The organism is Halorubrum sp. CBA1125, from assembly GCF_009742825.1.
GTDB lineage: Archaea > Halobacteriota > Halobacteria > Halobacteriales > Haloferacaceae > Halorubrum.
The window spans coordinates 1-21,126 of the sequence record NZ_WPCE01000012.1 but is presented as its reverse complement, the minus strand read 5'-3'; the positions used below and the strand labels follow the sequence as shown (position 1 = coordinate 21,126).

Annotated in this window: 19 protein-coding genes and 3 pseudogenes; 7 read left to right on the top strand and 15 right to left on the bottom strand. The window is 58.1% G+C overall.

The annotated features are described in order from the left end of the window. Positions 1-36: 36 nt before the first annotated feature. Positions 37-1,644 (top strand): gamma-glutamyltransferase family protein, encoded by a 1,608-nt coding sequence (locus GJ633_RS02760; protein ID WP_156586942.1) that lies wholly within the window; start codon positions 37-39, stop codon positions 1,642-1,644. 75 nt (positions 1,645-1,719) lie between these two features. Here the strand turns inward: GJ633_RS02760 and GJ633_RS02755 are convergent, their stop codons facing one another. From GJ633_RS02755 to dctP, 3 genes are all read right to left on the bottom strand, one after another. After that, positions 1,720-3,021 (bottom strand): TRAP transporter large permease, encoded by a 1,302-nt coding sequence (locus GJ633_RS02755; RefSeq protein ID WP_156586940.1) that lies wholly within the window; start codon positions 3,019-3,021, stop codon positions 1,720-1,722. Then, positions 3,021-3,614 carry a TRAP transporter small permease gene (locus GJ633_RS02750; RefSeq protein ID WP_156586938.1) on the bottom strand — a complete coding sequence of 198 codons (594 nt, stop codon included), beginning with the start codon at positions 3,612-3,614 and terminating at the stop codon, positions 3,021-3,023. The genes GJ633_RS02755 and GJ633_RS02750 overlap by 1 nt, the downstream gene beginning before the upstream one ends. Positions 3,615-3,785: 171 nt before the next feature. Continuing rightward, complete coding sequence (gene dctP / locus GJ633_RS02745) at positions 3,786-4,934, bottom strand: substrate-binding domain-containing protein (protein ID WP_156586936.1); 1,149 nt, start codon at positions 4,932-4,934, stop codon at positions 3,786-3,788. 109 nt (positions 4,935-5,043) lie between these two features. Here dctP and GJ633_RS02740 point away from each other — a divergent pair, with 109 nt between their 5' ends. Further along, complete coding sequence (locus GJ633_RS02740) at positions 5,044-5,526, top strand: DDE-type integrase/transposase/recombinase (RefSeq protein ID WP_156586933.1); 483 nt, start codon at positions 5,044-5,046, stop codon at positions 5,524-5,526. Between the two features lie 164 nt (positions 5,527-5,690). On the opposite strand, the gene GJ633_RS02735 is transcribed toward GJ633_RS02740, so the two are convergent. Next, positions 5,691-6,407 carry a thioredoxin domain-containing protein gene (locus GJ633_RS02735; protein ID WP_197431200.1) on the bottom strand — a complete coding sequence of 239 codons (717 nt, stop codon included), beginning with the start codon at positions 6,405-6,407 and terminating at the stop codon, positions 5,691-5,693. A gap of 116 nt (positions 6,408-6,523) precedes the next feature. On the opposite strand from GJ633_RS02735, the gene GJ633_RS02730 reads away from it, so the two are divergent. After that, the gene (locus tag GJ633_RS02730; RefSeq protein ID WP_156586929.1) at positions 6,524-7,552 is read left to right on the top strand and encodes a PotD/PotF family extracellular solute-binding protein; all 1,029 of its coding nucleotides are present in this window, start codon (positions 6,524-6,526) and stop codon (positions 7,550-7,552) included. 13 nt (positions 7,553-7,565) lie between these two features. Here the strand turns inward: GJ633_RS02730 and GJ633_RS02725 are convergent, their stop codons facing one another. Then, positions 7,566-8,327 carry an IclR family transcriptional regulator gene (locus GJ633_RS02725; RefSeq protein WP_156586927.1) on the bottom strand — a complete coding sequence of 254 codons (762 nt, stop codon included), beginning with the start codon at positions 8,325-8,327 and terminating at the stop codon, positions 7,566-7,568. A 92-nt stretch (positions 8,328-8,419) separates the two neighbouring features. Between GJ633_RS02725 and GJ633_RS02720 the strand changes: the two genes are divergently transcribed. Further along, positions 8,420-9,163, top strand: a complete 744-nt coding sequence (locus GJ633_RS02720) for an SDR family oxidoreductase (RefSeq protein WP_156586925.1) — start codon at positions 8,420-8,422, stop codon at positions 9,161-9,163. A gap of 862 nt (positions 9,164-10,025) precedes the next feature. On the opposite strand, the gene GJ633_RS02715 is transcribed toward GJ633_RS02720, so the two are convergent. From GJ633_RS02715 to GJ633_RS02700, 4 genes and pseudogenes are all read right to left on the bottom strand, one after another. Continuing rightward, positions 10,026-10,943 carry a dihydrodipicolinate synthase family protein gene (locus tag GJ633_RS02715; RefSeq protein ID WP_156586923.1) on the bottom strand — a complete coding sequence of 306 codons (918 nt, stop codon included), beginning with the start codon at positions 10,941-10,943 and terminating at the stop codon, positions 10,026-10,028. Positions 10,944-11,364: 421 nt separating this feature from the next. Next, complete coding sequence (gene dhaL, locus GJ633_RS02710; protein WP_156586922.1) at positions 11,365-12,048, bottom strand: dihydroxyacetone kinase subunit DhaL; 684 nt, start codon at positions 12,046-12,048, stop codon at positions 11,365-11,367. After that, positions 12,045-13,049 carry a dihydroxyacetone kinase subunit DhaK gene (gene dhaK, locus GJ633_RS02705; protein WP_156586920.1) on the bottom strand — a complete coding sequence of 335 codons (1,005 nt, stop codon included), beginning with the start codon at positions 13,047-13,049 and terminating at the stop codon, positions 12,045-12,047. The genes dhaL and dhaK overlap by 4 nt, the downstream gene beginning before the upstream one ends. Positions 13,050-14,205: 1,156 nt before the next feature. Continuing rightward, a pseudogene (locus GJ633_RS02700) lies at positions 14,206-14,389 on the bottom strand (IS5/IS1182 family transposase); the annotation flags it as partial. Positions 14,390-14,907: 518 nt separating this feature from the next. On the opposite strand from GJ633_RS02700, the gene GJ633_RS02695 reads away from it, so the two are divergent. Next, entirely contained in the window at positions 14,908-15,804 is an 897-nt protein-coding gene (locus GJ633_RS02695; protein WP_156586917.1) for a CoA ester lyase, read from the top strand. A gap of 237 nt (positions 15,805-16,041) precedes the next feature. Further along, complete coding sequence (locus GJ633_RS02690) at positions 16,042-16,803, top strand: IclR family transcriptional regulator (RefSeq protein ID WP_156586915.1); 762 nt, start codon at positions 16,042-16,044, stop codon at positions 16,801-16,803. A 29-nt stretch (positions 16,804-16,832) separates the two neighbouring features. Here the strand turns inward: GJ633_RS02690 and GJ633_RS02685 are convergent, their stop codons facing one another. Both GJ633_RS02685 and GJ633_RS02680 read right to left on the bottom strand, forming a co-directional pair. Continuing rightward, positions 16,833-18,455 carry a gamma-glutamyltransferase family protein gene (locus GJ633_RS02685; protein WP_156586913.1) on the bottom strand — a complete coding sequence of 541 codons (1,623 nt, stop codon included), beginning with the start codon at positions 18,453-18,455 and terminating at the stop codon, positions 16,833-16,835. A gap of 189 nt (positions 18,456-18,644) precedes the next feature. After that, the gene (locus GJ633_RS02680; protein WP_156586911.1) at positions 18,645-18,905 is read right to left on the bottom strand and encodes a hypothetical protein; all 261 of its coding nucleotides are present in this window, start codon (positions 18,903-18,905) and stop codon (positions 18,645-18,647) included. Positions 18,906-19,031: 126 nt separating this feature from the next. Here GJ633_RS02680 and GJ633_RS02675 point away from each other — a divergent pair, with 126 nt between their 5' ends. Next, positions 19,032-19,781, top strand: a complete 750-nt coding sequence (locus GJ633_RS02675; RefSeq protein WP_197431199.1) for a glutamine amidotransferase — start codon at positions 19,032-19,034, stop codon at positions 19,779-19,781. Between the two features lie 16 nt (positions 19,782-19,797). Here the strand turns inward: GJ633_RS02675 and GJ633_RS18425 are convergent. The 4 genes and pseudogenes from GJ633_RS18425 to GJ633_RS02655 form a co-directional block, all read right to left on the bottom strand. Further along, positions 19,798-20,136: pseudogene (locus GJ633_RS18425) on the bottom strand (methyltransferase domain-containing protein); the annotation flags it as partial. A gap of 62 nt (positions 20,137-20,198) precedes the next feature. Then, positions 20,199-20,420, bottom strand: coding sequence for a HalOD1 output domain-containing protein (locus GJ633_RS02665; RefSeq protein WP_156586909.1), 222 nt, complete (start codon positions 20,418-20,420; stop codon positions 20,199-20,201). A 6-nt stretch (positions 20,421-20,426) separates the two neighbouring features. Then, positions 20,427-20,546 (bottom strand): DsrE/DsrF/DrsH-like family protein, encoded by a 120-nt coding sequence (locus tag GJ633_RS18420; RefSeq protein ID WP_394351115.1) that lies wholly within the window; start codon positions 20,544-20,546, stop codon positions 20,427-20,429. A gap of 132 nt (positions 20,547-20,678) precedes the next feature. Next, positions 20,679-20,786, bottom strand: a pseudogene (locus GJ633_RS02655) (transcription initiation factor IIB family protein); the annotation flags it as partial. Between the last annotated feature and the right edge of the window lie 340 nt (positions 20,787-21,126).

The following is a 21,126-nucleotide window of genomic DNA, read 5'->3' as shown; positions in this document are numbered from 1 at the left end:
GAAAAGTAAATTACCCGGCAGAACGACTGACGAGGTATGAATCTGCCATCACCAGTGGACACATACGACTCCCGTCGGTCAACTGTCCGCGCATCCAACGGTATCGTCGCGACAAGCCAGCCGCTCGCCTCGCAAGCGGGGATCCGTATCCTCCGGGAAGGAGGCAACGCCTTCGACGCCGCTGTCGCCGCCACAGCGACCCTCAACGTCGTCGAACCCCACATGACGGGAGTCGGAGGCGACGTCTTCGGGCTCTACCGGACGGCGGACGGCGAAGTCGGTGCGCTCCAGAGTATCGGGTCGGCCGCCGGCGGCGCCAGTCTGGACCGGGTGCGCCAGGATCTCACTAGCGACGGCGAGGATGGCGACGAGATACCGCTACGGAGCATCCACTCGATCACCGTGCCCGGCACGGCCCGTGGCTGGGAGACGACCGTCGACCACTTTGGCAACCTCGCGTTCGACGAGACGCTCCGGCCGGCAATTGAGTACGCCCGTGACGGGTTCCCGGTCACGGAGGTGATCGCCGGCCAATGGAAAGTCGGCGAGGAGGTTCTGGCGAACGACGCAGCCCGGGATACGTTCTTGCTCAACGGCAGCGCGCCGGATCCGGGCGACGTGATGAGGGTTCCCGAACTGGCCGAGACGTTCGAACAGCTCGCCTACGAGGGCGCTGACGCCATTTACGAGGGGTCGATTGGAGAGGAGATCGTCGATACGGTCCAGTCGCTGGGTGGGTATCTTTCGCTCAACGACCTCGCGGACTTCGAACCGACGTTTGTCGATCCCGTCAGCACCACTTATAACGGCGTTGAAGTGTACGAATTGCCCCCGCCTAACCAGGGATTAATCGCACTGGAGGCCTTCAACATCGCCGAGAAGCTCGGGGCCAGTGACCACTCATTCATGTCCGCGGAGGGTACACACCAGTACGTCGAATCACTCAAACTCGCCTTCCACGACGGGTTCGCGTATGTCACTGATCCGGAGTTCGAAGACGTCCCGGCCCTCCACTCGAAGGAGTACGCCGCTGAACGGGCCCGAAGCGTGACTGAGGAAGCCGGCGTCGTCGAGATGGGGAACCCGAACGCTCAGGACTCCGACACGGTCCTCGTCACGGTCGCCGACGGCGAGGGCAACGTCGTCGCCTATATCAACTCGCTGTTCCGGGAGTTCGGTAGCGGCGTCGTCGCCGGCGACACCGGTATCGCGCTCCAGAATCGGGGCAGTTCGTTCTCGCTCGACCCGGCCGACGCAAATTGTCTCGAACCGGGCAAGCGTCCATTCCACACGCTCATCCCCGCACTGGCCCGATTCGACACCGACGACTGGGCGGCCTTCGGCGTCATGGGGGGATACGTGCAGCCACAGGGGCATCTGCAGGTTCTTTCGGCGATCGTTGACCACGGTCTCACTCTCCAAGATGCTCTCGACCTGCCCCGGTGGTTTTACCGGGAGAGCGGGAACCTGGCGGTCGAGGCCCGGATGGACCCAACGCTCGTTACAGAGCTCGCCCGGCGGGGCCATGACGTGACGGTTGAGACGCCCGATCTGTTCGGCGGCGGCCAGATCGCCCGCACCGAGGGCGGGACGCTGTCGGGAGCGACGGATCCCCGGAAAGACGGGACCGTCGGCTGTTACTGACTGGGCGGAACAAATTTTCGCCGGCGCGGAGAACAAGCGAAGTCGGCAGCAGAAACGGAAACAGGAAACCTTCCCTCAGGCGAACCCGAAGGCGCGCGGCAGGAAGAGGGTGAGTTCGGGCACGTAGATGATCCCGAGCAAGACGACAACGTCCGCCGCGTAGAACGGCACGATTCGCTTGGAAATGTCCCAAACGGGCGTCTGCGAGACGCTCGCCGCAACGAATAGACAGGCGCCGAACGGGGGGGTGATCAGCCCGAACAGGAGCGTCACGGTCATCATGATGCCGAAGTGGAAGGGGTGGATCCCCATCGTCGTGGCCATCTCGACCGTGACGGGCGCGATGATAATCAGCGCAGCACCGATGTCGAGCCAAGTCCCGATGAAAAGCAAGATGACCGCGAGTAGGAGCATAAACTCGGTGGGACCAAGACCCAGATCCATAATCGCTGCCGCGAGGTTCTGCGGAATGCGCTCCTTGGCTAGGAGATAGGAGAGCATCGTCGCGAACCCGAGGATGATGAACAGTTGCGATGTGCGCAACACAGACGACTCGAGCGAGTCGTAGATGCCTTGGAGCGAGAGCGTGCCGAAAATAAACATGCCGATGATGACCGCATATACGCATGCGACGGCGGCTGCCTCGGTCGGTGTGAACACGCCACCGACGATTCCGCCGAGGATGATGATCGGCATCGTCATCGCCAGCGCGGCCTTCCCGAGGAGGGACGGGACGTTACTCCGGTCAATCGACGTCTCATAGCGGGGCATGTCGTCGCGGCGCGCGAAGTACGCTACCTGAAGCATCAACGTCACTCCGAGTAGCAGCCCCGGTCCGATGGCGGCGACGAACAGCCCACCGATCGACGTGTTGGTGATAGCCCCGTAGAGGACGATGATGATACTCGGCGGGATGATCGGTCCGACCAAGGAAGAGGCTGCGGTCAGCGCCGCGCTGAAGTCGGTGTCGTATCCTTCCTCTTCCATCGCCGGAACGAGGATCGACCCCAACGCCGCAACGTCAGCGAGCGCGGCCCCGGTGATCCCAGCGAACAATAGGCTGGCCAGAATGTTCGCCTGGGCCAACCCCCCTTTGACCCGACCAATAGTCAGGTTCGCTATCTGGATCAGTTCGTTGGTTATCTCCGACTTGTTCATGAGTTCTCCCGCGAGGAGAAAGAAGGGGATCGCCAATAGCGTAAAGTTGTCAAGGCCACCAAACAGGCGCTGGAACCCTGTGAGGATAGATTCCTCGGCGGCTATTAGCCACAGGTACGTGACAATCCCCATCGCGAAGGCGATTTCCATCCGCAGGAAGATCAGCGCCAAGAGGACCACGAGCGCGATGACCAGAATGACATTCGTACCGAGTGCCATTACTCGACCTCCTCTTCGAACGAGCCGGTGCCGTACTGGCGTTCGTAGTCCCTGTCGATCACGTTCGGGTCACTCAATATCTGGACGAGTTTGTAAAGCCCGAACACGACGACGAAGATGCCAGAGACCCACAGGGCTGAATAGAACCAGAACATGTCGATTCCGGTCGCAGGGTCCGTCGTGTTGAACCCAAACGAACTCGCGTACTGCCAACCCCAGTAGGTTTGTAACCCGCCCAAGATGACGATTAGGATCATCTCCGCGATCCGGATCGCGACCCGGGTCCTGAATCTGAACTTCCTGACGAGGACGTCTACGCCAAGGTGTTTGTCGTGTAATAGGAGCGGCCCCACGAGGAGTAAGGAGAACCAGATGGCGATATACCGACCCATGGCGTTCCCGAAGAACAGGGAGGACTCGAACACGTATCGCAAGATGACGTTCGTAGTGACGAGGACCACAAGGATCGCCATCAACAGTATCCCGATGTTGACAAGGAGGTCGTAGAGGGATTCTATCGGCCTGTTCAGGACATCTTCTACACGATCCAATACCGCCACTGTTTTCGTTTCCTGTGGGTTGTCTGATTCCATTCGTTCACTCACTAAGAATCCGTGATCATGAATAAAATTTATGCTATATTATATGGCGGGACGACCACTCGGACGTCCGGCACGCGGTTCCCAATTTACCGTGGTAATCACCTTATCGGTGTTCTCGCTTCGGTACACCGACCGGAAGTGATGGGGTCTACAGTAGCGTGGTCAGTCCTCGCTAGTCTCATACTGGAGGGTTTCGGTCGCGTCCCCGATGGCGGACTTGAGATCGTCGACCATGCTCTCGTCCGCGACCTCCTCACGGACCAGTTCTTCGACGGGACCCTGAGTCAGGCTGCGGAACTCTGCGAGGGCCTCAGGTGTCGGGTCGTAGACCGTCACACCTCTGCTCTCAATGAAGCCGCGACCGCGACGTCGCAACAGTTGACCGATGCGGCGCGCATGCATATTGGCAAGATTCATCCCCTGTGCCAAAGTCCTCTGATACTCAGCCGGAAGATCTCGGAACCACTCGTCGTTGGTGATCGCCATCGCCATTGAGTAGACGTGCCGGTCCATGATCATCCAGTCCGTGATCTCATAGAGGTTCGGGATCATATACACCGGTATCGGGAGTTCCGCCCCGTCGACGACGCCTTGCTCGATGGCGTTGTAGAGTTCGGTCCATGCGATCGGTTCAGCCTGGGCACCGAGCGACTCGACGATCTCCATGTGGGCCTGAATCTCCATGGTCCGGAACCTTAGACCCTCAAGATCGGCTGGCTCTCTCAGCTCAGTGCCCGCGTTGTCGGTGTTCACGAAGAAATTCCGCATGCCGCCGTTCTCCCACCAGCCTAGCATCCTGATGCCGGTCTCGTTGACCATGTCCTGGCGGAGTTGGTCGCCGAACTCCGTGTCGAATACGTACAGCGCGTGCTGGGGATCACGGAACGCGTAGGGGAGCGCGTATACGTTGATGTTCGGATAAATCGGCGCGATGTGGCCCTCGGCCGGGAACGTCATCTGGAGCGAACCGGCCTGGACCTGTTCAATCATCTCCGTGTACGTCCCCAAGGAGCCCCCGGCGTTGATTTCGACAGTGAACTTCCCGTCGGTGTGCCGGTCCATGTACTCCTGGATGAATAATGCAGAGCCATGCGTCTGGAACATGTCTTGCGGCGGGTCGCCGTGACCGATGGTCATGGTCACCTCGGGGAGATTCTGGCTACCGGTCGTGCCGCCGTCATTGCTACTACCGCCGCCATCGCCGCCATCATCCCCCGACAACGCCGAACAGCCGGAAAGCATTCCGATCGCCCCCACTGCGCCAGCACTTTTCATGAATGTCCGTCTTCGGCTCTTGCCTTCGTATGGCATGGTTCCTACTCAACCCCCTATTATATTAATCTTTTGTGCAATACGTCGGAAGGGTGTCAACCTTAGCGTGAAGGAAGCGACCGAGCAAGGGTAAGTTGGTGAGTTGAGGATGCTCGACCGCGTGGTTGCGAACGCACGCGAGCAAGAAGTATTTTCGCGTGAGGATACGCCGACGGAACAGCGCGTCGAAGCAGCGTTTTTGTATCACGCCGGTCTCTCGTGTCGGCGCGTTGAGCGGGTAGTCGGGCGCTCATACGAGGCCGTGCGCCAGTGGTATCACCGCTTGGCGCACCTGTTTGACCCAGATCCCGACTACCATTCGACCGTCGCTATCGACGAGACCAAGCTGAAAGTCGAAGAGACCGAGGTCTACGTCTGGGCCGCAGTCGATGTGGAGACGTTTGAAATCATCCACATCGAGGTCTTTCCCGGCCGATCTGACCTCGACGCCTTGCTGTTCGTCAAACAAATCCTCAAGCGGTGTCGTGGTGAACCAGTTGTTCTCGTGGATCGTGGACCGTGGTACAACTGGGCGCTCGATGACCTCGATCTCTGTGAATCACGCCGTGAAACGTGGGGGAACGGTCTCTAGTGAAGCCTGGTTCGGCCTTCTCAAGTACCAAACCAGGCTCTTCTATAGCCGGTTTCCGCACCATAGCTCCTGGAAATCAGTCGATCGCTGGGTCAAAGCCTTCGCAGCTCTCCACAAGGCCATCACCTAACCTTGACACCCTCAATACGTCGGTGCCATATCGGTCAAGTACCGGTTTCGACAGACCCCTGTCGCTCGCGGTCGTCACGTTTGAGGTCCAGAGCCGATTCGAACAGCTTGAACGAGTGGTTCCCGTGGATGAGGGTAAGGAAAGTACCCCGTTTGAAGAGCGCGAAGGTCGGGGTTGAGTCCACGTCGGCCCGGGCAGCCGCCTCCCTGTCAACGGCGATCGCATCCTCGTATCGGTCCGCATCGACGCCCTTGAGGACGCTATCGGCGTCGATGTCGGTTTCCGATTCGAGGAACGTCCGAGTGCGTTCGCGGACGTTGTCGGACGTGAAAGCGTCCTGCGTCTCGTAGTAGTGCGCCTTGAGTGCCCAGAATGCTGTCGACGCTCGCTCGTACGTTCCCTCGAGGGCTGCGGTAGCCGGCCCTCCCCACTCGTAGACGATTGGAAGACTCCTGTAGACGAACGAGACTTTCCCCTGCTCGGTCCACTCGTCACGTATCTTCGGGAAGACGGTGCGCTCGAACCGACCGCAAGGCGGACACGACGGGTCCTCGAAGGCAACGATGACCGATCCGCCGTCGAGCGGCGACGGCCCGAGTGTCGGTTGCGTCTCAATCCCATGGGCAGCCGGGTGGTTCCGCACCGTAGCAGACGACGTCGTCGTCTCAGTGCTGCCGCTCGAATCGAAACAGCCTGCCACGGGGACGGCAAGCGAGCTCGCTATGGCACGAATGGCGGTGCGGCGGTCCATCGAGTACAATTTATAGGTAACCGAATTTAAGTATTTCCTCGCGTCTACTGCTCGAACCGGGTCCGCCAGCACGGGCAATGATAACATTAATCATGTCCGACGACCAAACTTGAGTAATGAGAACTAGTCCCAGTTTCGATCGACGGCATTTCCTCGCGGGGACCGCGGCGGTTGTCAGCGGAAGCGTGGCCGGTTGTTTATCTCGAGGGACTACGAGACTCAGTCCAACTGACGTCACCGAGTGGCCCCCCGAACCGCTCGAAGGATCCCTGACCTTCTGGACGTGGCACAACTACTGGGCCGACTGGGCCGAGGCCTCCTTCAAGTACCGGTACGACCTCGAATCGACGTCGCGGAACGTCTACGGCGTCGCCGACGAGTGGTACCAAAAACTGGGTGATGGCGGCCACGGGATCGACGTCGTTCACACGACGACGCGACCCATCGAGAGGGCGTTGGCAGACGACCTGCTCGAACCGCTACCGGCGCGGATCATGCCGGCGTGGGAGGAGGTCACCGGTCGGTTCGACCTCGACCGCTACCGGCGTGACAGCGACATCTACGCGTTGCCACAGACGCGGACTCTCTTCCCGTTACAGTACAACCTCAACGAATTCGACGAGGCGCCCGGTTCCTGGGGAATCCTCTGGGACGATGCGTACGACGGTCAGATCGTGATGAAAGACGATGCCGTCGTCTCCTGTCAGATCGCGGCCCTCTACACCGGCCAGGATCCGACTAATCCCGTCGATTTTGAGGATATCAAATCGGCTCTGCAACAACAGCGGCCACTAGTTCACAGCTACTGGTCAAGTCGGTACGACGCACGACGCCTGTTTGAGGCCGAGACTGTGCTCATCGGGCCGCTCACGCAGGCCGCCACGTGTCTCTGTGCGGAGGACAAAGCACCGATACGGTGGACGGTTCCGGCGGAAGGGACGATGAGTACCCACAGCGCGTTCGTCATCCCGACCGGTGCCCCGAATCCGCGGACCGCCGTCCGGTTCGTCGACTGGGGACTCCGGCGGAAGATCACGACCACCGAGACGTGGAGTGATGACTGGGACCTCCACTACGCGTCCCGTCTCTCGACGGACGTCGCCGACCGGTATGAGGACATCTGGTCGGAGATTCGGGGGGCGTAGACAGCCGCCGCGGCTAGGCGTAGTTGATCGTGACTTCGATGAGGTTTATCCGGGAGTGAAGCAGTTCTGGGATCTCCTCGGTGATCCTCGCCCCCTCCATGTGGCTCTTCGGACCCGAGACGCTGATCGAACCAAGTACCTCGTCATCGTACCGGATCGGCGCTGCTACGCAGTATACGCCTTGGTTCCACTCCTCGAGGTCGAAGGCGACGCCCCGCTCGCGGATAGTCGCGAGTTCCTCACGGAGTTCCGTTTCGTCCGTGATGGTGTTCTCCGTCGCTTGTTCGAACTCGCAGGATCGGATCAACAGATCCCGCCGTTCTGCAGGGAGGTACGCGAGGATCGCCTTCCCGGCAGCCGTACAGTACATGGGCTCGCGGACTCCCGACGCCGTATCGAACGGGATCTCCTGCTCGCCTTGCTGCCGGTAGATACACACGAGGTTCCCGTGGCTCTCGACGTTTAGATTCACCAGTTCGCTGGTTTCGGCCGAGAGCTCATCGACGTGTTCTCGCCCGTGCCGGTACACCGCCAGTTCCTCGCGGGAGCGTTCGCCAAGTCGGAGGAAACGCAGACCCAGTCGATACTCACCGTCCTCGTTGACGAGGTACTCCTGGTCCTCCAGCGTCGAGAGATGCTTGTGCACGGCCGTCTTCGAAAGATCAAGAGTCGTCGCAATCTCGGTCACCCCTGCATTCCCCCGTACCTCAATGACTTCAAGGATCCGCAGCAACGTGAGGTCTGATTTGACGGGATTATTCGCGGTGTGGGCCATATCTGAGGAAACGGTCCGCGATGGTAAGACCGTTTTGCCGGTCCCGAACCAGCCCGATACGCATAAGGTGCTGTCCGTTGACTTCCAATACGATGAACAATTCACTCGACGGCAAGACTGCACTGGTCACTGGAGCGAGTTCCGGCATCGGCCGCGCAACAGCCTTCGAACTGGCCTCGAAGGGTGCTGATCTAGCCCTTGCGTCGCGTCGCGTCGACCGCCTCAAAGCGATCGCGACTGACGTAGAATCACGCCATGATGTCGACGTCCATCCGGTGAAGACCGACATCACCGATCCCACTGCCGTCCAGGCGCTGGTCGAGGCCACCGTCGATGAATTCGGCGGGATCGATGTCGCGGTTTCGAACGCCGGGCGCACGTGTCCGTGGAACGTCGAGTCCCTCTCGCTCGAAGAGTTCCAAGGTGTCCTCGACGTGAACGTTACCGGAGCGTTCCTTGTCACCCGTGAAGTGTTGCCCTACCTTCGCGAGGTCGATGGAAACTTGGTTTACGTGGGAAGCTTCGCCGGCAAGTACCCGCGGCCATTTAACCCCGTCTACGCCGCCTCGAAGTGGTGGCTCCGTGGATTCGCCTTTAGCATCGCGGGAAAGTACGGCGACGAGGGGATTGGGATCGGACTTGTTAATCCTACCGAAGTACGGACCGAGATCGGCGGCGACTATGGGGACTCGCTGAAGGAAAAGTTCGAACCTGGCGAGGTGTCTGAGCCTGAGGAGATCGCCGAGGCGATCGCGTTCGTTGCGACGCGGGAGTCTCCAAACGCGGTGGCCGAGCTCGACCTCTTCCGTAGGGACAAATTCGGCGGCTTCGACTGACGACGGCCTCTCTAGTTACGAGGGCTCTTTCTTCCAAACACCTGAGATGTAGTTGTGGGAGATCGTCTTCAGCTGCGTGTACTTCAGGAATCCGTACTACCTGTCCTCGCCGCCCATTCCAGACTCGTTCAAGCCGATGTGGTGGCCGTGCTAGGACTTTCCGGGAGTTCGGTTGATGTAAGTCTCCCGAACTCCAGGTCTTCAGTGACCCGCATCACCGTCTAGTAGTGCTCCGTGAAGAGGTAGGAGGAGAGATCATACTGCGAGTTGTTCGCAAGTTTGGTGGCCTCCTCCAGCCGTCTCGACCTCCATGACCGAAGTGATCGGGCCGAAACTTCCCGCTACATGATATCCGTGTTCCGGCTGACATCCGTGGCGACAATCGATTCGCACTAGTACCCCTTCGAGAACTGCTCATCGTCAGCTTCTGATTCTCCAGAGGACTTACACTAGGACTTACCACTGTCGAGCGTATGGCGCTGGAAGTAAAGCGATTTGTCGGAGAAGTCACCGGAGAGGATGGTCCCTTCGATTCGGCAGTCTCACCCCTCCATGTAGCGGCCATGTTAGCGGGTGCCTGAATTTCCTCTGCGACAGAGCTGGATTGTGTCTTCGTGCGGACTGGTACGCGAGTCAGACAGATCGGCACCTACCGAGAGGAATTTGAGAGAATAGAACGACACTTGGCTCGTGGAAATCTATGGACTGACGTTGAACTGGTGCTTTATCACTAGGTGAGTTCAGTAGCTTCGATAGAGGCCGAACTCAAAGCTCGATAGAACCGGACGTTCGAGAAAGAGGTGACCCCGTCTGGTATGACTATCGCTTACTGAGAGGTCACCAGTCACGTTTTTGCCTACGTTCAGGCACGGTCAGGGTCTTCGTAGACGCCCCAGTCGTGCATGTACTCAATGGCCTCACTGATCTCACGGCACTTGTCTTCGTCGGGCAGGTGGATCGGTGTCCGCGCCTCGCCGGCGTCGCGTCCGAGAAGGTTGATTGCAGCCTTGACGCCGCCTGGGAAGTTGACCTGCGCTTCCCAGACGGCGCTCCGGGCCAGATGGTGGGTCGCAAAGTGGAGTTCCTCGGCACGCTGGGTATCGTCGTTCTGGACGGCGTCCCAGAGTTCAACGCTCAGGCGCGGATAGATCGCGTTGGTCCCAGCGATGGCGCCCTTCGCACCGATCTGGAACGAGGGATACAGTAAGTCGTCAAGCGCCGTCAGAATCTGGAGATCGTCGCCGACAGTCGCCAGCATGTTCGAGAGTCCATGGAAATCTCCGCCGGACTGCTTGATGCCGTATAGCTCCGGAACTGCGTCAACCATGCGGGCCGCAAGTTCGTCCGTCACGTCGACGTGGTCAATGACGTCGTATATGAGGATCGGCAGTTCCCCGCGCTCGCCGACAACGCGGAAATAATCGACCAGTCCGTCATCGGTTGGTGTCATGTAGTGTGGTGGGGTAGCCATCACGAAGTCGGCCCCAGCAGACCGCGCTCGCTCGGCTTTCGCGGCGGCTTCCTGGGCACTCGTCGCGATCGCTCCGGCGACGACCGGGACCGATCCGTCCGCCTCTTCGACGGCGATATCGTACACGAGCGAATGTTCCTCCAGCGTTAGTGCGTTCCCTTCCCCGGTACTACCGGCGACCGAAATGCCGTGAACGCCGACATCGAGGTGATACCGGATCTCGCGACGGAGTGCATCTTCGTCTATCTCTCCGTCCTCGTCAAACGGTGTCACTATGGGTGGGACGATCCCAGTGAGTTCTTGACTCATAGTCCGTTCGGACAAAGCTCCCTATGGAATATAAGAGTACTCATCCGACCCGCGTCATATCCGTCCTCTATAAGAGAACGTAGAGGGGTGGCTGAACAGGAACCGGAGCGAGTGGGCCACTATGGCAAATCAACGGGGTCACGGAGATGGGACTAGCTCATTCAATTCCCGATACTAATCAGCTCATCTCCAGTGGCTACTACCGGTGTCACGTTAACCTCCTTGTACCGACTCCTGCCGACTGAGTAGCCAGAGTGCTATGAGTTCGCACAACAACGCGAAGAGGTGACGTGGTCGAGATCGTGTTCACCGACAGAAAACGAGACGGTGCAACACCCTGTCACGCCGTCTCTTTGCTTTCGGACGGTAGCCGGACAACTTAAGACCGGCCCAGCGGGTTCGGAAACAGCAGGAGCCTGGCTTAGAGGACGTCGTCAAGATCGCCGGGGAGGGACGGTTCGACTGTTTCATCGTGCTCTTGCTCAACCAGATCGTGTATCTCGCGGAGGATGAGCAACACGGCGACGGCACCGGGGTCGGGGTAGCCGACCGACCGCCACTCGGTGTAGGAGGCGCGTCCCTTCTTCGCGCGTAACGGAATCGTGAAACCGACGCCATACTCACAGGCCTTGACTGCGTGAGCTGATGCCTGAGTCGGGGTCACATCGTCGAGTTCCTGGCCTCGCTTGAGCGCGTACACGGCCGGCCGTATTGCATCGAACATCGTCTTCGATCCGAGCGTGACGTCTCCCTGAGTGGCGACGTTATCAGAGTACGCCACGGCGAACGCGACGATAGCCTCATAGTCGATGCCATCGGTGACGGTGTCGCTCGCCTCCATTAGCGACTTTCCGAAGAGGATGCCCGACGAACCGGCCATCTCGGAGATGAGCGTCCGACCGACTGTATCAAGGACGTCGTCCGGTCCATTGAATTCATCCGTCTTAACCGTCTCTGTCACGGCCGTGAGTCCGCGCCTGAGGTTGACTCCGAAGTCGGCGTCGCCGATTTGGGAGTCGAGTTCCGTCAGCGTAGGTTCGGCGGCGACGAGGCGGTCGGCGACGCGCTCAACGGCTTCCACGACGAGGGTGGTGTCGTCAGTCATGGTTCTGCGATAGTCACGGCCGGCGTTTCGACGGGGTAGTTCAGTAGCTCCCGGAGTTCGTCGTCAAGTCGAAGCAGGCTGATCGAACAGCCCGCCATATCGAGCGAGGTACAGTACTCGCCAACCCAGATGTCATGGACGGCGATGGATTTTCCGTCAAGTATCCGGTTGAGTTCGCGAGCGACGATGTAGAGTTCACTCTGCGTTGTGGCCCCCAGACCGTTGACCATGGCGACGACTTCATCGCCCATTGCAAGATCGAGGTCCTTGACCACGTCGGTGGTGATGCGTTCAGTGATATCGTCGGCGGACTGGTGTTCGGTGCGTTCAACGCCTGGTTCCCCGTGGATGCCGATGCCGAGTTCTATCTCGTCTGCGCTGAGGTCGACGGTCGGCTCGCCTTTCTCTGGTGTGATACAAGAGGACAGTGCCACTCCCATCGACGCGATGTTGTCTATAGCCTTCTCAGCGGTCGCCGCGACCTCCGAGAGCGACGCCCCTTGGGCCGCCTTCGCGCCGGCGATCTTGTGGACGAAGACCGTTCCGGCGACGCCGCGTCGACCCGTCCGGTCCTCGGCCTCTGAGACTGAGATGTCATCGTCGACGATCACCTGCTCGTACTCAGTGTCTGCAGCCAGGTCACTCGCCGTCTGGAAGTTCATGATGTCACCCTCGTAGTTCTTGACGACGGCGAGAACGCCCGCACCGCCGTCGCACACCTCGATCAGCTCCTGCATGTCCGTGGCTGACGGAGATGTAAAGACGGCCCCTGCTGCAGCTCCGTCGAGCATCCCCTTACCGACGTAGCCCGCGTGCATCGGCTCGTGACCGCTCCCGCCGCCGGTAACGACGCCGACCTTCCCCTTGACCGGGGCATCTGCTCGAACGACGATGTCTGTTTCGTCCACCCGTCTGACGTGGCTAGGATTTGCCGCAGCAAACCCCTCTAGCATCTCCGATACGTACTCTGTTGGGTCGTTATGTAACTTCTTCTTTGCCATACGATATAGACTTGTGTGGAAGGGGATAAAAATATATCCTATGATCTTAGACAGCCGTTCATAGATACACTCGTTCTCTCATAGATTACATGGAGCCAGATCTTCTTGGCGGCACTAAACTCGATAGAACGGTCGATGATCTCCTTGATATCGCAGACCTCGTTGAGTTGTTCGATGCTGTCGCTTGGGAGGTCTTTTTTGATCCCGATCGGACGCGACGCGGAGTTCGATCAGCTTTCACATACAGCTGCCGAGCGAACGTTGGAATAGTTGTTTGAACGACAACGTGATGCATCGTTCTGTCTTATCACCGTTGAGGCACTGCACTACCGGCGAATCGCTCGGAGCATGAGGATCTCGAATCGCCAATGGGGTCGACGAGAAACGAGAACGGGTTCGTCTTCGTGAGCCACACTGGAGATGTTTACCCGGCTGGGTTCCTCCCTCTCAGTGAAGGAACGTTCGCAATGACGACATCGTCCGCGTCTACAGAGAGTGTGTTGTTCCGATTCCGGTCCGACTTCGACCGATTGTCGGGGTGTGCAGATCGCGTTCACACCGCCAGATCTGTGGCGGGTCGTGATCGAGAGTCTACGCCGCGACCGAGAATGTTCTCAGGAGCGATTCATTAGGTACCGTGGCCCAGCGGAGACATCCCGAGTGATCTGCCCGGAACTGTCCGATGTGGCTACAGGTGCAATATTCGATCGTTCCATCCACGGAATGACAGCCAACACACTAAATTACAATACTAGGATTGTAATTAAACGCACCCGAGCATGGAGAAATCCTGGGATCAGACCGCTGTTCAAGCATCGTATAATCGCTCTGTACGACCACGCTCACAACGCCAGCACCGATAAATAACGTAACAGTGGGCACAGCTGAGAACATAGTTGTGAAGCGCTCGCACGGCGAAGCCGAGCGCGGTCATGGGTCCATGAATTCCGCAAGTTCGCATTGATGTGTGTTGTCTATACCAAGATATGCTTCGTTAAACAGTGGATTCCTACGCATTACAGTGATTCAACACAGCAGCGAGACAGATTATATAACCATTTGTACGGATCCACCGACGGCCCTCACCACCCTATGCTGGCACAGATCACCGACCCGACATCGAAGATTCGTAACAAACAGGTAATACTTCGTTTTGGAGTAAATCCACGGCGATGCGGTAGGATTTTCCCAGCTCGATGCGTAGTGCATGCACGGTGAGTATCGCTCACTCGACGAACCCGCCTCCCCCGCTGGAGTCGGCAGGTTCGTCCGGATTAGCGACAACTGATTTAGCCTCTAGCCACCGTAGCATGCGTGAAGAGACAGATTTCGGATGTCACACCGATCCGTCTCTTCGCTTTCTACCCAGATAACGCAGTCGTCGGCTTCATGTATAGCAAAACTACAGATCCCAATAAATTTACTTACCTCTCAGTGAGACATACCAGACAAAGGACAACTGGTCCCTTCTTCAATTGCCCAGCGCGGCGTTCAATTTCACTCCACAAACGACAAGTCGATTCACGCGGAACGTTCGCTGGGGCGCTCGATTTGAGGCAGAGACACGCTGAAATCGAGCGTTTCACTCTCTAACGTAACGCGATCTCTCTATGGCAGAGAGACGCGTCTAATTCGGATGTCGATTCACGTGCTGTAATCCCATGATTGACATTCCTACGTTTGTAAATTAGTGAACCTGGGAGTAGCGGAAGGAGACTGATATCTGCCACTGGATCGACTCGGTAACGATAGACAAGAACTGAATCGACGGAAATCGCTACTGGCATACCCAGTTCACCACGGTCACGGACTGGAATAATCGGCAGCCTATAAATATCTCCCTCAACTCTATCGCCCTATGTTGAACAATACAACGCTACGCCGTTCCCTGCTGGGAATTCCCGGGAACGAACGACAGCTCGTCAAGGAGGCGATGAGTAGTAATACCGACGAAATATTTCTCGATCTCGAGGATTCGCTTGGGCCCGGCGAGAAGGAATCAGCCAGGTCGGACCTAATTGAGATCGTGGATGAGCATGACTGGGACGAATTGGTCCTCAGTTACAGGATCAACGGAACCGATACGCGATGGTGGTACAACGATATTATCGATGTTGTCACCGCTGTGGGCGATAACATAGACTCGCTCATTATTCCAAAAGCTGGCAGTGCCGCCGAAGTACAAACAGTAGACACGCTTCTCACGAGTGTCGAAACCAAGGCCGGACTCGACATCGGGTCGATAGGTCTCAACGCACAAATTGAGACGGCAAACGGTATGAACGCTGTTGAAGACATCGCCCATGCAAGTGATCGGCTCACCGCTATTATATTTGGACCGGCAGACTACGCGGCCTCAATAGGGGCCACTCACGGGGCAAGCGACTATCCGGGTCATTACTGGCACTATCCGTTATCGAAGATCTCACACGCAGCTGCAAGTGCCGGGTTACTCGCTATCGGTGGGCCATTCACCGATCCCGATAACTCCGAGGCGTTCGCCCAGACGTGTCGTTTGGAGCGCGCGCTTGGGTACGATGGTAAAGTCGTGATCAATCCCGAACAGGTGGCCACTGCCAACGATGTCTTCACACCCGACATAGAGAAAGTCAGGCGTGCACAGCGAATCGTTACGGAGTACGAGCAAACAGACTCAGAGACCCTTGCAGCGATCGATGGGAAAGTCATCGACCGAGAGATGTATCGGATAGCCAAACAGATCCTCACTAAATCCGAAGAAGCCGACCTGATCTGACAGTAGCCACGTGGTGTTCTATTCTCTCAAATTCCTCTCGGTAGGTGCCGATCTGTCTGACTCGTGCACGGGTCCGTCCGAAGACACTAATATAATTCATGAGATTTATTTAAATAATATCTATACCAATCAGGTATACCGGCCCGCGTCGGGACCAGACATGAATTCTATTCTATAGAACGATCTGGATCTGAATTAATCCCCAGTACTTATCCCCGGGGTGAGTGACGTCATGGCATGGTCTACGAAGCGAACCGCCGGGTGGAAACGAGCGTGCGGACGTTTGCAATACTAGAACATCTCGGCGACGGTGGCCAAACTGGCGTCTCCGAACTCGCAACGGAACTAGACATGAACAAGGGCATCGTACATAACCACCTGAGTACGCTCCGCGAATTGGGATATGTACAGAAAATCAACGAAAACTATCAACTCACGCCAAAGCTACTGGCCGTGGGGTTCCAGGCTCGATCCAACGCGCCATTGTATCAGTTTGCAACCAACATCTGCAGTGATTTCGCGAATCAGTTGGACGTTAGCGTTGTACTCGTTCAACAATCTACTACCGAATGTACTATCATTGACACACACAACATCCCGGAGTCATCCGATCTCACCGTTGGAACCACCATGCCAAGCGGTAGTTCGCTCGTTGGGCTCGTGGTGCGTGTCGCCAGTCCCCACGAGATCGAGACCAATGCTGAAACGGGACAGTATGATATAGAACAGATACGGTCAGAGATCGAGATGGACGGGTATTCGAGTGGCCCGATCACGGCAGAGTTGCCAACGAAGTGCGTGGCCATCCCGATCGTGGATGACGACGGGGAATGCCACGGCAGCGTAGGCGTGCTACTTCCGAATAGCCACCAAGAAGAGCGACTCCAACGGATCACAGACGAAACGGTCACCCTTCGAGAACGGATCGAGAACCGTTTCAATTCCGGGTGGACAGGGGAACGGTCGTTCACTACGGAAAAGCACACCTGGGTGGGGTGAACCGCAGTTCGTCGTAGTCGTTGACCGAGTCAGAACCCGACGACTGACCCATCTTTCCGCGGGTCGGTTGCGCCGGAGAGCACACCGTCACGAGCCCGAACGATCTGGCCACCGCCAAACTCAAACGAGGCTTCGACAGCGACTTCGTGACCTCTGCGAACGAGCTTGGCTGTCAGATGGTCGTCGAACCGAGCTTCGACAGCGAGATGGCCGTCGGACCGGTATCGCCACCGCGGGCGATCGAGCGCTTCCTGGAGCGACGCGTCGTGGTCGAGGAGCGCCGAGAGTACCTGGAGGTGACCCTGAGGCTGCATATACCCGCCCATTACGCCAAAGGCGGCCCAGTCGTCCTGACCGAACTTCGCCACTGCCGGCACAAGCGTGTGAAATGGCAGTTTCCCGGATTGAAAACGGTTGGGGTGGTCAGGATCCAGTGAGAACGATGCCCCGCGGCTTTGGAGGAGAACGCCCGTCCCGTCTGCTGCAAGACCGCTCCCAAAGGCCGTGAAGATCGAGTTGATGAATGAGACCACGTTGCCCTCATCGTCCGCGACGGTGAGCAGTACAGTGTCGGCATCTTCGGCACGGTCACTTCCCGGAACCCGGGGCGAAACGGTATCGGAGGCCTCGTCTCCGATCGTTGCGGCCCGCTTCGCGGCCCACTCTCGCTGGGTCAGGGGCGGGAGCGATTCGTACGTGGGGTCCGTGACGTACTGGTGGCCGTCGTGAAACGCCCTTTTGAATGCCTCAACGTATCGATGCGTCCCTTCGACCGAACCGTCAGGGTACGAGCCAGCCCCGACCTCGCTGGCCACGTTGAGCGCCTCCAGCGCAATCGGGCCCTGATTCGGAGCGGGGAGCTCAAACACCTCGGCACCAGCGTAGGTGGTCGAAATCGGGTCGACATATTCGGCCTCGACAGACGCCAAATCCTCCATCGAGAGAAATCCGCCACGGGAACGGACGGTTTCGACGATTCGTTCGCCGATGTCACCTTCGTACATTGCGTCGGCGCCGTTCGCCTGGACGCGTTCGAATGTGTCCGCGAGCGCCGGCAATCGGACGATCTCTCCGGGGTCAGGGGCATCACCATCGGGGAGGTACAGCTCCCTGGCGTGGTCGTTGTGTAACGCATCAGCCCAATCGCTCCACTGGCTCGCGATGACCTCTGTGACGGGGAACCCTTCTCTCGCGTATTCGATGGCAGGGGCGAGCGCCGCAGCGAAGCTTCGTTCACCGAGGTCGTCGACAGTCCGCTCCCACCCGCGTGCAGCGCCCGGAGGCGTAACAGTGAGCGGACCACGTTCGGGCAGCTCAGGTGTGTCACCCCGATCGTCTCCGTCGACAGCACCACGGAGTTTGTCCAGGGAAGCGTCGATCGGTCCGCTGCCCATGGCACGGAGCGCTCCGACGTCGCCATCCGCAGTTCGGTAGAGTGCGAACACGTCACCGCCGATACCAGTACTGAACGGTTCGACGACGTTCAGTACCGCTGCGGTCGTGACGGCGGCGTCGAAGGCGTTCCCGCCGGCACGGAGCGCCTGTATGCCTGATTCGGCAGCAAGCGGCTGGCTCGTCGCGACGATTCCCTCCCGCGCGTACACTGTCGACCGGCGTGAATCGTAGACGTCGATGTCGCCTGTTCCGGGCATACGTTGAGAACGTCTCCCAGAGCCGTCTTTATTCTATCGGAGAGTGCGAATGGACCAATCCAAGCAGCATGCCGAGCGTGCTCGCATCGCTCTTCGTTTCGTCGATGGGAGATAAGAGACACCAAAGCGGAGTTAGATGGTATTGAACAACAAGAGTGTCAAAAGTTAACACGCCAGATTACCATATTCTTACTGTAACTCTCTTCTGTCTGTGAGTGTTCGGTGGAGAAGATGCACTAATTCTGCTTCTGAGAACGTTTCTGGGCCCCGAGCCACATCTGCTGCGTAGTCGATCGCCTCAGCTATACTTTCGAGATCATGTTTAACCACGATCTCAGTAAGTTTAGCCGCTGTTTCGTCCGAAACCCTTCCTGTTGTGTAGCCTCTTGGCGGCATAGAACTCCTCTCGAATCCAGTTACCGTAAAATTACCGTACTCTAAGGTTGACATCCTTCGCGGGCCCATGCCGATCGCTTTTTCGCAGTGAGATAGGTCCGACCGCATCCTCGTGGAGACGTCCGGGCCACCGCCCGATCCGTCGAAAGAATAATATCGTTACGGTAGAGAGACGTTGATGTGAGCCAAACTAGCGCACTCCTGGTCGGAGAGTCGTGGCAATCGATTAGCTTCGATATGAAGGGGTTCGATTTCTACTCCCGGTCGTCATATCACGAGGCGATCGATCCCCTCGAGGACGCCCTCGAGGAGGGCGGCATCGACACGACGTACCAGCCCTGTCACGTGGCGGCGACGGAGTTCCCGTCGACGGCAGAGGAGATGACCGCGTACGACGTCGTCGTCCTGAGTGACATCGGCTACAACACGCTGGCGATGCCGCCGACGACATTCGAAGATTTCGAACAGGTTCCCAATCGTCTCCAACTTCTGAACGATTACGTGAAGGCCGGTGGCGGTCTCCTGATGGTCGGCGGCTACCTCTCGTTCCAGGGGTTCAACGGGAAGGCGGGCTACCGCAAATCGCCCGTCGAACGGGCGCTACCGGTGACACTGGAGCCGTTCGACGACCGCGTCGAACGATCGGACGGTGCCGTGGCAACCCGTGACGAGACCCATCCCATCGTCGAGGGAATGCCCGAGGAGTGGCCAGCGATGCTCGGGTACAACCGGGTCACGGCGGACGACGACGCGACGGAGATCGTCTCATTCGAGGACGATCCCCTCCTGGTTGTGGGAGATCACGGCGACGGGCGATCGGCAGCGTTCACGACCGACTGTGCACCCCACTGGGGCTCGCCCGCGTTTCTCGAATGGGAGCACTACCAGCCGTTCTGGACGAATCTTATCGAATGGCTTAGTAATGAGTGATATTGATAGATCGTGATTATTTGGCGGTTACCGTCACTAGAAGTGTTTCTGGTCGTGCCGCTTCGAATTCGACTGTGAATCCGTGTTGACCGAGCGCGCTCGCCGTCTCAGTGGGAGAAAACCGCTCGTCGACGGGTGGGCCGTGGTTCCCACTTCCGGAAGCTGTTCAGTCGACGATAACGAACGTCCCCCGGGACGTGAGCACGCGACTGCTTTCGTTCAGCGCCGGTTCGCTCGCGAACTCGTGGTAGGTCATCGTCGAGAAGGCTGCGCCGAGATTGCCAGTATCGAGTGGGAGATCGTGGACGCCACTCGTCACGAGTTCGACGTTCTTGGGGACACCTTTCTCCCGGTATTGACATCCTCCTGCGTCTTCAGGCGCGGGAAGATGTCAAGAAGTGAGAGATATAGTCCGCTTCAGTCGACCTGTACGCGGCCAGAATCGTCGACGACGATGTCGTTCACACGATACGCGAACTGAACCTCAAGTTCAGACGCTGTCGAATCCTCGATCAACGTTTCGAGCGCATTCGGATCGACGACCTCGGCTATCGGCGGCTCGAGTTCGATCGACTCGACGTCCTCAGTATTGGCGACGGCGTCGACGATGCGGGTAATTGGGTCTTTGCGTTCGTTCATCGGAGATCAGACGAGTAGCTGGATGTCAGCGTCGGCCATGTCCTGGAGGGCGGTAGCCGCGCCGACGCCGGTGGTGACGCCGTCGTAGAAGTCGTCCTCGTCGTAGTCCATCAGGTCGATCGTCATCTGGCAGACCTAGAACTCCACGCCCATATCAAGGCTGGTTTCGATGAGTTCCTCGATGGTAGCCGTGTCGTTGTCGGCGATTTTTTCTCCATCATCTTCGTCGTGACGCGGTCCATCGCGGGGAGGCGCGGCGACCGCGTTCGTCCTGACCCGGCCGTCGCACTCGGGACATTGGTTCGCGCTCGATTCCGTTCGGACGTCTTCGTCGAAGCCAGTTTCGTAGATGTCTCTGGTTGCCATCGTTCGTACCATGTTTCGGGAACTCGCCAGTACGGCGAACCCCTCACCCATTGAGGGGGTAAAAAACTACACGTCAGCTACGTCAGTGACAAATGAATCAGATAAGAGACGATATGTTTGAGGACTTGGATCCCCTCCCCGCCCACAGTACGTTACATTGCCGGCTGATATCCGTTCCGACCCTTGCTTCTACCAGTAATTATATTATCATATATGGTTCATAAGTTAGATATGCGAATTTACTTCGCTGCACCACTATTCTGTGAGGCAGAGACAACGTACAACGAGCGTGTTTGTGGAATGCTGGAAGGAGCGGGGTCACTCCGTGTTTCTCCCGCAA